General features: G+C 60.9%; 8 protein-coding genes and 1 pseudogene. 4 read left to right on the top strand and 5 right to left on the bottom strand.

What is annotated here, in order from left to right; translation table 11 throughout:
• Positions 1 to 294: 294 nt before the first annotated feature.
• From ACYCUK_RS21710 to ACYCUK_RS21730, 5 genes are all read right to left on the bottom strand, one after another.
• Positions 295 to 1656, bottom strand: coding sequence for a transposase (locus ACYCUK_RS21710; RefSeq protein ID WP_461596706.1), 1362 nt, complete (start codon positions 1654 to 1656; stop codon positions 295 to 297).
• An 80-nt stretch (positions 1657 to 1736) separates the two neighbouring features.
• A complete protein-coding gene (locus ACYCUK_RS21715) occupies positions 1737 to 2501 on the bottom strand; it encodes an amino acid ABC transporter ATP-binding protein (protein ID WP_461596707.1) in 765 nt (254 codons plus the stop codon).
• Between the two features lie 12 nt (positions 2502 to 2513).
• Positions 2514 to 3164 (bottom strand): amino acid ABC transporter permease, encoded by a 651-nt coding sequence (locus ACYCUK_RS21720; protein ID WP_461596708.1) that lies wholly within the window; start codon positions 3162 to 3164, stop codon positions 2514 to 2516.
• A 15-nt stretch (positions 3165 to 3179) separates the two neighbouring features.
• Positions 3180 to 3836 carry an amino acid ABC transporter permease gene (locus ACYCUK_RS21725; protein ID WP_461596709.1) on the bottom strand — a complete coding sequence of 219 codons (657 nt, stop codon included), beginning with the start codon at positions 3834 to 3836 and terminating at the stop codon, positions 3180 to 3182.
• Between the two features lie 59 nt (positions 3837 to 3895).
• Complete coding sequence (locus ACYCUK_RS21730) at positions 3896 to 4690, bottom strand: transporter substrate-binding domain-containing protein (protein ID WP_461596713.1); 795 nt, start codon at positions 4688 to 4690, stop codon at positions 3896 to 3898.
• 247 nt (positions 4691 to 4937) lie between these two features.
• Between ACYCUK_RS21730 and ACYCUK_RS21735 the strand changes: the two genes are divergently transcribed.
• The 4 genes and pseudogenes from ACYCUK_RS21735 (at position 4938) to ACYCUK_RS21750 (ending at position 9329) form a co-directional block, all read left to right on the top strand.
• Complete coding sequence (locus tag ACYCUK_RS21735) at positions 4938 to 5819, top strand: MurR/RpiR family transcriptional regulator (RefSeq protein ID WP_461596710.1); 882 nt, start codon at positions 4938 to 4940, stop codon at positions 5817 to 5819.
• Between the two features lie 24 nt (positions 5820 to 5843).
• Complete coding sequence (locus ACYCUK_RS21740) at positions 5844 to 7061, top strand: diaminopropionate ammonia-lyase (protein WP_461596711.1); 1218 nt, start codon at positions 5844 to 5846, stop codon at positions 7059 to 7061.
• Between the two features lie 11 nt (positions 7062 to 7072).
• Positions 7073 to 8302 (top strand): Zn-dependent hydrolase, encoded by a 1230-nt coding sequence (locus ACYCUK_RS21745; RefSeq protein ID WP_461596712.1) that lies wholly within the window; start codon positions 7073 to 7075, stop codon positions 8300 to 8302.
• Between the two features lie 61 nt (positions 8303 to 8363).
• Positions 8364 to 9329: pseudogene (locus tag ACYCUK_RS21750) on the top strand (N-carbamoyl-D-amino-acid hydrolase).
• Positions 9330 to 9682: the final 353 nt, after the last annotated feature.

Here is a 9682-nt window from a genome sequence, read left to right on the forward strand (position 1 = left end):
CAAGCAGAGCCCACGCCGCATCGGAGATGTCATGCCGTTGATGCGTCTCAGCCATTCGCCTGCACCGCTGTCTTTGCTAAACAACATCCTACTCATCTCGTGACGACACTATCTAGGAGTCTGTCGGACTTGAATCGGAGTGAAGTCGGTGGAGGCGTGCGGCGTGGTTTTTGACGCGACTCGGCGTGGTCCGATCGTGTTCGGCGCTTGCGCGGGCGCCTGGAGGGGGCGCCATGGATGGGACGCAGGATGGGCCGTCTGCGGCGCGTCCGGTCGCATTTTGCCCCTGCCGCCTCACCCGGCGCGCAGCACATGCATGCGCTTGATGTTCCAGGCCATGGTCACGAGGGTCCACTCGCCTTGCGCCTTGTGCAGCCCGCGCATGCTCATCTGACGCCAGCCCATGACCTGCTTGATGATGCCGAACACCGGCTCGACAGTCTGTTTGCGAAGTTTGTACAGTGCCTTGCCGGCCTGCGTGAACAGCCGGTGAGCCATGTTGGCGACCGGATCCGTCGTCTGCGGCGCGTCTGAGTCGGGAGCGAATCGTTCCACCAGTGGTTCGTGATGCGCCCCTCGCTTGATCGCCAGCAACGGCTCGATTCCCGTCTGCGCGCAGGCGACCGCATTGGTTTGGCTGTAGAAGCCGTTGTCGGCGACGAGTGTCTGCACCGTGCCCAACGCTTCGGGCAGCGCCGCAATCTGCTTGAGCGTGGGCACCACTTCGCGCTTGTCATTGCAGGCCTGCGTGACGTGCGCGGTGACCACCATCATCGTGTCGATGTCCACGCCGGCCTGTGCGTTGTAGCTCTGCTCGAAGCCGCCGCCAGACACCGGCATGATGCGCGACTCGTCGTCCGTCAGGTTGACCTGGTCACTGCTCCGGGGACCTGCCTGGGGTGGCTCTGGGTCCTTGCCGCGGGGCTTCTTGCCAGCGTCGCGCTGGGCCCGGCGCTTGGCCTGCTTGGCCTCGAACTCGTGCTGCTCTGCCTTGAAGCGTTCGGCTGCGCGTTGCTCGATCTTGGCCTTGGCCTGCGCGATGGCACTCAGACGATCCTCACGGCGGGCGATCTCGGCGGGCACATCCATGCCGTCTGGCTTGGTGATGCGGTCGTTCTGCTCGGCCAGGGCCAGCAGGGTCTGGACTTCCTGGCGCAATTGCGCCTCGATCTTGTTGGCATGTGCCCACGACAGCGCCTTGTGCTTGCTCGCGTTGGCTCGGACCTTCGTGCCGTCCAACGCAATGTGCCCAAGCTTGAGCAGCTTCATCTCGCGCGCCAGCACCAGCACCAGCACCTGCACGAACAGCGTCTCGACTTCCTTGAGAAAGCGCCGACGGAACGTCGCCAGCGTGTCGTGGTCGGGGTGCGTGTTGGCCGCAACAAAGCGGAACGCCACCGAGTCGTAGGTGGCGCGTTCGATCTTGCGACTCGCATGCACGCCGTTGGCATAGCCGTAGATCAGCAGCCCCAGCAACACGGCAGGATGATGCGCGGCCGAGCCGCGCCCCGCGTACTGCTTGGTCAGATCCTCCAGATCGAGCCGGTCGATGACCTCAACAACAAACCGTGCCAAGGGATCCTGCGGCAACCACTCGTCCACCGACGGCGACAGCAGGTAGGCAGTGTCTCGGTCAACGCAAACGAAGCGGCTCATCACAAAAAAGTCCTGAATGCACTGCCGCAATTGTCTCGGATCGTGCCGTCATTCGAAAGCCCGGAAAGCCCGACAGACTCCTAGGAGTTCAGCGTGGACAGAAACGTCCGGAGTTCAGGAGTTCGCGGGGCACCAAAAATCTCGGCGGGCGTTCCGGATTCGTGTATTTTGCCTTGATGCATGAAGACGACGCGGTGGCTCACCTTGCGGGCGAAGTGCATTTCGTGCGTCACCATGATGATGGTCATGCCTTGTCCGGCGAGATTCTCAATGACCTGAAGGACTTCGCCGACGAGTTCGGGATCGAGCGACGAGGTGATCTCGTCGCACAACAACACGATTGGATCCATGGCCAAGGCACGAGCAATCGCCACGCGCTGTTGTTGACCTCCGGAGAGTTGATCAGGATAGCTGTCGAACTTGTCCGCCAAGCCGACGCGATCTAGAAGCGTTTGCGCACGAGTCTTAGCTTCGGACTCCGGGTAGCCTCTGACGAGCCTGGGCGCCAGCATGACGTTTTTCCCCGCGGTGAGATGAGGAAAAAGGTTGAAGCTCTGGAAGATCATACCCACGCCTTGCCGCCATTCACGCATCGCGCGTGCATCGTCATGCCGCATGGCCTGACCATCGATGGTGAGTGCGCCCTCCTGGAACTGTTCGAGTCCGTTCAGGCAGCGCAACAGGGTGCTTTTGCCGGACCCACTCTTGCCGATGATGCAGATGACCTCGCTGCGCGCGACTTGCAGATCGATGCCACGTAGAACCTCGGTGGTCCCGAAGCGCTTGCGCAGACCACGAATATCAACGAGAGGGAAAGGGGTCTGTGGGCGTGCGTCCTGCGTCATGATGTTGGGCGTCTAGTGTCGATACTGCAGCCGTCGCTCCATGTGGCGGCTCCAGAGTGAGAGGGGATAGCACAGGGCGAAATAAAGGAGGCCAACGCAGCTATACACCAGGAAGGGCTGGTAGGTGGCGTTGGCAATCATCTGGCCAGCCTTCGTGATTTCGACAAAGCCGATGACCGACGTTAGCGCAGTGCCCTTGATAACTTGGACCAGGAAACCGACTGTTGGCGCCATGGCGATGCGCCCGGCTTGCGGTGCGATGACGTAGCGCAGTTGCTCGTGCAGGCTCATCGCCAAGCTTGCTGCGGCTTCCCACTGTCCACGCGGCACGGCTTCGACGCAACCGCGCCAGATCTCGGTCAGGTAGGCACCGGTATAGAGTACGAGGCAAACTGACGCGGCCAACAGCGGCGAGGTGTCCACCCCAAGCATGGCTAGGCCGAAGTAGCAGAGAAAGAGCTGCATCAGCAGCGGGGTGCCTTGGAATAGATGCACGTAGATCGACGCCACGGCGGCCGCGCCGGGAATCCTGGCGAGCCGCGCCACCAAAACGAGAAACCCCAAGGCACCACCGCCCACGACAGCAATCAACGACAAGCCAAGCGTCCAGCGTAAAGCCAGCAAAAGCTGCCGCGCGATGTCCCAGAGCGAGAAGTCAACCATGGTGTCAGGGCTTGCCTAGCGTCCGAAGATGAAACGCGGACCGAACCAGTTGAGAAACCGGCGCAACACCACGGCCAACCCCAGATAAAGCGCCGTGGCGACGAGATAGGACTCGAAGCTGTGGAAAGTACGGCTTGAAATCAAGTCCGCCGCGTAGGAGATTTCCTTGGTGGAAATCTGGCTGCAGATCGCCGACACCAGCATCACGATGATGATCTGGCTGACCAATGCGCGCCAGACGCGCGCCAGCCCCGGCGGCAAGACGACACGGGAGAAGATCTGCCAGCGGGTGAGTGCCAAGCTCTGCGCTGCTTCGACCTGCCCGCGCGGCGTCGCCTCGATGCCGGCGCGGATGATCTCGCTGGCGTACGCGCCAAGGTCGAGCGTGAGCGCCACGATGCTCGCTGTGACGGGGTCGAACCGCAATCCCAGCGAGGGCAGACCGAAAAAGATGAAGAACAGTTGGATGATGAATGGCGTGTTCCGGAACAGCTCCACATACACGCCAACCGCCAGGCCGAGCCAACGAGGTCCCTGCGCGCGTGACCACGCGCAGGCGATGCCGAGCAACGTGCCGAAGACCGTCATCATCGCCGTGAGGACGCAGGTCAGCCCAAATCCGCGCAGCAGAATCGGCCACTGTGCGAGTACGGTGGCGAAGTCGAGCGTCATGCTGCGTGTCTAGGTCGGGCGAATAGATTTGGCCAACGCCGGCCGCTCATCGCCGCCACTTACTCGGGAAGGTTTCCGAGACCGCGCCCGAGCCAGTGTTCGGAGTAGCTGTTGAGTGTGCCGTCGGCCCGTGCTTGGCGCAAGATGGCGTTCACCTTGTCGAGGAGCGCCGTATCGCCTTTGCGCACCCCCACGTAGTTGGGGGAGTCCTTCAAGACCAGCTTGAGTTCGGCGTGCAAATTGGGATTCTTCTTGATGGCCGCGTCCGCTGCGGATACCCCGGTGGCCAGGAGTTGCGTCTGACCGGAGACAAACGCGGAGATGGTTGAGGCGTCATCCTGGAAGCGATCGATCTTCAGGCTGGGAGGCGCTTTCTGCTGCAGGATGTCGGCCTGGATCGTGCCGCGTGTAACGGCCACCGTCTTGCCGGCCAAATCGGCGAAGGTCTTGATCGGCATGTCTTTCGCGCCGAAGACGCCGAGGTAGAACGGCGAATAGGGAATCGTGAAATCGATGACTGCGGCGCGCTCGGGTGTTTTGCCTAGCGCGGAAACGATCAGATCGATCTTTTTCGTCTGCAGATAGGGAATGCGGTTCGGTGTCGAAACGGGCACGAGATCGGCTTTGACTCCGAGTTTCGCGGCGATCAGCTTGGCGACTTCCACGTCCAAGCCATTCGGCTTGAAGTCCGTGCCGACGAAGCCGAATGGAGGGAAGTCCGTCGGAATTCCAATGGCGATGGATTTCTTGGCCATGACTGCGGCGAGCGTGTCATCGGCTCGCGCCGGCGCAGAGACCACCAGTGTCAGAGTGGCAAGAAGACTCAGGGCTGCGGTAAATAGCTTGGTTTTCATGGCGACCTTGCATCGAACGTGGAGAACATGCGCCTTGTTTAGCAAGTTGCATACCAGCGCCTCGCGCAATCGCTTTTTGGCATGACGTGCACTGGAAACAGCTCCCGGCGATTGCTACTGGCATCAGGCTTGCTTATGAGAAACAATGGTTTCACTAGAATTGAATTCTGAAACTAATGTTCCATTTTGGTACGTGATATTCCTCATTTTGGTGAGGCTCGCACAAGATTGAGGCGCCGAACGCGGCATGCAAGACATGGACCCCGATTCACTCGAAGCACAAATCCGAAAGCTGTACGCCGACCTTTCCACGACGGATCGCAAGCTCGCAGACGTGACACTGCGCCACGCCAAGGATCTTCTAGGCTATTCGGCGACCGAGTTGGCGCATCTGGCTGGCGTGTCCAAGGCCAGTGCTGCCCGCTTCTTCAGGCGTCTCGGATATGCCAACTTCAACGCGTTTCGCGCACATCTCCGCTCCCGCGCTTCGCGGCAATCTCCCCTGCATCGCATGGGCAGCCGGCTTGCAAACAAAACCCCGCTGGCACAGCTGACACAGCACGTCCAAAATGACGTCGCCAATCTGACCCGGCTGACCGATGGACTGACGGATACGGCTCTCGGCAAGACCGTGGAGCGCCTCGCCAACGCCAGACGCATCTATCTCGTCGGGTACCGCAACAGCTACATGACCGCCTTCTATGCCAGCGCACTGCTCTCGCAGATTCGTCCAGACGTTCATCTTCTCAATGAGGTATCCGGACGGCAAGCCGAGCTACTGGCTGCGTGTGGGAACAAGGATGTTCTGCTCGTCGTGGACTTCCGCCGGCCGTCCAGCCGGCTGCGACCGATGGTCCAGGCTGCGACGACCACAGGCATGCCGCTGGTGGTACTCACGGATGCACCACTGTCCGAGGTCTCCGCACAAGCGGAAATCGTCCTGAACTGCCCCCTGCATGAAGCGCAAATGTTCGACTCCTACGTGGGAGCGGTGAGCCTTGTGAATTACCTCGCAACCGCGGTCACAGCGAAACTGCGCAAATCCGCGCGACAGCGCATGACCCAGATTGAAAACCTCCACGACGCGCTGGGCGATCTGGAGCATGACTCCGTTTCCGCTCTCCGGTAAGACCTCGCTCCTCGACGCAACACTATGCATAGTCTCCCTCGCATCCAGTTCGATTTTTTCGTCAACCCGTCTGCAGACCACGGTGAACGTTACGGAACGTCCAGAGCCGCCATCCTGAGTGAACACGCCCTTGATCTGGCAAAGGCCGACATCACGGCTTGGCCCGGATATGCAGCTACACCGATGCGCGCGTTCCCGGAGCTCGCTGCAGCGCTCGACGTCGCGACCATCCATTACAAGGACGAGGGGAGTCGATTCGGGCTAGGCAGCTTTAAGGCATTGGGCGGCGCCTATGCAGTGGGCAAATTGCTGTGTGTCGAACTTCGTCGCATCCTTGGGCGAGAAATCGTGATGCGTGACCTGTTTTGCGAGGATGTCCGCAGGGCTTGCGCGGGCATCACCGTGACCTGCGCCACTGACGGCAATCACGGCCGATCGGTCGCCTGGGGCGCACAGCTCTTCGACTGCGGGTGCGTCATCTATATCCACGCCACAGTCAGCATGGGGCGCGCAAGGGCAATCGAAAAATTTGGTGCCCGTGTCATCCGCACGGAGGGAAACTATGACGATGCAGTACGGCGGGCCGCCCGCGACGCTGCCGCACAGGGTTGGTTCGTGATTTCCGACACCTCTTATCCCGGCTACATGGATGTTCCTCGGGATGTGATGCAAGGCTATCAGTTGATGGTGGATGAAGCGGCATCGCAAATCGAAGCGTGGCCTACACATGTCTTCGTCCAGGCCGGTGTCGGGGGTTTCGCAGCGGCAGTGTGCGCATATTTCTGGGAGCGCAATGCCAGCTTCCGCCCCTTTTTCTGCGTCGTCGAGCCGACAAAGGCGGACTGTCTCATGCAAAGCGCAAAGAGTGGCCAACCGACAGCCGTGACTGGCGATTTGGACACCATCATGGCCGGCCTTGCCTGCGGTGAAGTGTCCTTGCTGGCGTGGGAGATCCTGGCACATGGGGCGGATGCGTTCTGCACCGTGGACGATGCTGCCGCGGTTGCGACGATGCGGCTGTTGGCGAACCCATTGGGAAGCGACCCAGTCGTCGTCGCTGGAGAATCAGCCGTCGCCGGGCTTGCTGCGGCAATCGGCCTCGCACGCGACCCAGACGCCCGGCGCGCCTTGGGGATTGAGCGTGATAGCCGGTTGTTGTTCTTCGGCAGCGAGGCCGACACGGACCCTGCCCTTTATCAACAACTGGTTGGCGCGAACGACGCGGGGAGGCATTTACCATGAGCGCTGATGCCATGCCATCGATCGATGGAAAGCGCTTCCTCGCCAGTCTTCATGCGCTCGGGGAATGTGGCGCGCTTGAAGGTGGTGGCGTCAACCGCCTTGCCCTGACCGACGCCGACAAATCCGGGCGTGACTGGGCGGTCAACCGCATGCGCGAACTGGACATGGACGTGACCATCGACGCGATTGGCAATATCGTCGCGGTGTATCGCGGGACGGAAGAGTTGCCTCCAGTGATGACCGGCTCGCACATCGACACCGTGCGCACCGGCGGCCTCTATGACGGCAACTACGGAGTGCTCGCGGGGCTGGAAGTCATCGCCACCTTGCGTGATCGCGGGATTCGTTCCCGCCGGCCGATTGCCGTGGCCGTATTCACCAACGAGGAAGGTGCCCGCTTTCAGCCTGACATGATGGGCAGCCTTGTCTACGTGGGCGATCTCCCGCTGGAGCAAGCCTTGACCACTCAAGACGCTGAAGGGCGCACGGTTGGCGAGGAACTGGAGCGCATCGGCTATCGGGGCCATGAGGCGGTTGGCTCTCCCCGCGTTGATCATTTCGTCGAACTGCACATCGAACAGGGCCCTGTACTGCACAGGCGTGGCATTCCGGTTGGCGTCGTCGAGGGCGTGCAAGGCATTTCCTGGACCGAATTCACCTTCGAGGGAGTGTCCAACCATGCTGGAACGACGCCTATGGAACTGCGCAGCGACGCTGGATATGTGGCTGCCTGTCTAACCACGTTCGCGCACGATCTCGCCCTGGGCTACGGGGGACGTCAGATTGCGACCGTCGGCTCGGTCCGGCTCACGCCCAATCTGGTCAACGTCATTCCGAATCGCGCTGTCGTGACCGTGGACTTGCGCAATACCGATGCGCAAGCCTTGGAACGCGCGGAAAGAGAGGTTCTGGCTTTTGCAATGCAGGCGGCGCAAACCCAAAAAGTGACCTGCCGACACCGATCGTTGGCTCGATTCGATCCTGTTGCATTCGACGCTTCAGTCGTCGACCTGGTCGCTCGTGAGGCCGAGCGGCTCGGGCTCAATGTCTTGCGCATGCCCAGCGGTGCCGGACATGACGCCCAGATGCTCGCCCGTGTCTGTCCGACCGGGATGATCTTCGTACCGAGTATCGACGGGCTGAGCCACAACGTGCGCGAAGACACAGCGCCAGACGATTTGATCCAGGGCACCCAGTTGCTGTTGCAGATCTTGTTGCGACTGGCGAATCGACCTTCCTGATCGCGACCAGCCTATCCAGACACCCCAATCCCCCGAACATCTCTTTCTCTTGGAGCCTGTCATGACGCGTGTCGTCAATGTCGCCTTGGGCCAGCTCGGTCCCATCCAGCGGGCCGATTAGCGCCCCCAGGTCGTTGCGCGCCTGTGCGAGCTGATGCGCGAAGCCCATAGCATGGGTGCGCACCTCATCGTCTACCCGGAACTTGCGCTCACCACGTTCTTTCCGCGCTGGTATATCGAGGATGAAGACGAGATCCACCAGTACTTCGAGCGCGAGGTGCCGAGCGCAGAAACGCAGCCGCTGTTCGACCTCGCACATCGGCTCGCGGTAGGTTTCTACCTTGGCTACGCCGAATTGGCGGTGGAGGACGGCTGCAACGTCCGCTACAACACGTCGATTCTTGTGAACCGCCAGGGGCAGATTGTCGGCAAGTACCGCAAAGTGCATCTGCCCGGGCATGCCGAGCACGAGCCCTGGCGGCGCTTTCAGCATTTGGAAAAGCGCTACTTCAAACCCGGCAAGACGTTCGGGGTGTCGCAAGCATTCGGCGGAGTGTTCGGCATGGCAATCTGCAACGATCGTCGCTGGGCCGAGACTTATCGTGTCATGGCACTGCAGGGGGCCGAGATGATTCTGATCGGGTACAACACCCCGGTCCACAACGCACCGGCGCCGCAGCATGATGACCTATCCTTCTTTCACAATCAACTCTCGATGCAGGCGGGCGCCTATCAGAACGGCACTTGGGTGGCCGGAGTGGCCAAGGCGGGCATAGAAGAAGGCGTGGACAGTATTGGCGGGAGTTGCATCGTGGCGCCCTCTGGCGAGGTGGTGTCGCGCTGCCTGACCAAGGATGACGAAGTCGCAATTGCTCGCTGCGACCTGGATTTTTGCGACGTCTACAAGCGCACGACGTTCAATTTCGATCTCCATCGCATGCCGGAGGCCTATGGACTCATCGTTGAGCGAAGGGGCGAAAATACCGCGGCAGACGGGACCGTTCTGCCGAAATCAGAACCTGGCTAGCTTGACTGGGGACCCGCTGCCAGACCTAAATTCGCATGGTCTTGAGACTCTTCGGAGCACGTTCGAGCGATTGACCCTACGGCAGCAGATAGCCGAGGACTGCTGCCCAGTGACGAGTTCCCGAACGGCCGCTTTGGCCGGAGGCCGTGTGAAAACACGACGGGGCGTTCAAAATCGATGGTGTTGAGCTGGGGTCGGACTGCGGAGCAAGCCAGCTCGTGAACCAAGCTGGCGTGCACGCGACGAAGAAAGGCCCTTCAGGCCTTCATCGCTGCCATGAGGGGCGCCATTCCGATGATCTGGATGACTCGCTTCATGTTGCAGGCCAGCACATGCAAGCTCATCTCGGTCTG

This window comes from Thiomonas sp., assembly GCF_054608695.1.

Excerpts from the sequence above, each read along its gene's own strand:
- ACYCUK_RS21725 (WP_461596709.1), bottom strand. The coding sequence starts at position 3,836 with ATGACGCTCGACTTCGCCACCGTACTCGCACAGTGGCCGATTCTGCTG.
- ACYCUK_RS21710 (WP_461596706.1), bottom strand. The coding sequence starts at position 1,656 with ATGAGCCGCTTCGTTTGCGTTGACCGAGACACTGCCTACCTGCTGTCG.
- ACYCUK_RS21735 (WP_461596710.1), top strand. The coding sequence starts at position 4,938 with ATGCAAGACATGGACCCCGATTCACTCGAAGCACAAATCCGAAAGCTG.
- ACYCUK_RS21730 (WP_461596713.1), bottom strand. The coding sequence starts at position 4,690 with ATGAAAACCAAGCTATTTACCGCAGCCCTGAGTCTTCTTGCCACTCTG.
- ACYCUK_RS21720 (WP_461596708.1), bottom strand. The coding sequence starts at position 3,164 with ATGGTTGACTTCTCGCTCTGGGACATCGCGCGGCAGCTTTTGCTGGCT.
- ACYCUK_RS21740 (WP_461596711.1), top strand. The coding sequence starts at position 5,844 with ATGCATAGTCTCCCTCGCATCCAGTTCGATTTTTTCGTCAACCCGTCT.
- ACYCUK_RS21745 (WP_461596712.1), top strand. The coding sequence starts at position 7,073 with ATGCCATCGATCGATGGAAAGCGCTTCCTCGCCAGTCTTCATGCGCTC.
- ACYCUK_RS21715 (WP_461596707.1), bottom strand. The coding sequence starts at position 2,501 with ATGACGCAGGACGCACGCCCACAGACCCCTTTCCCTCTCGTTGATATT.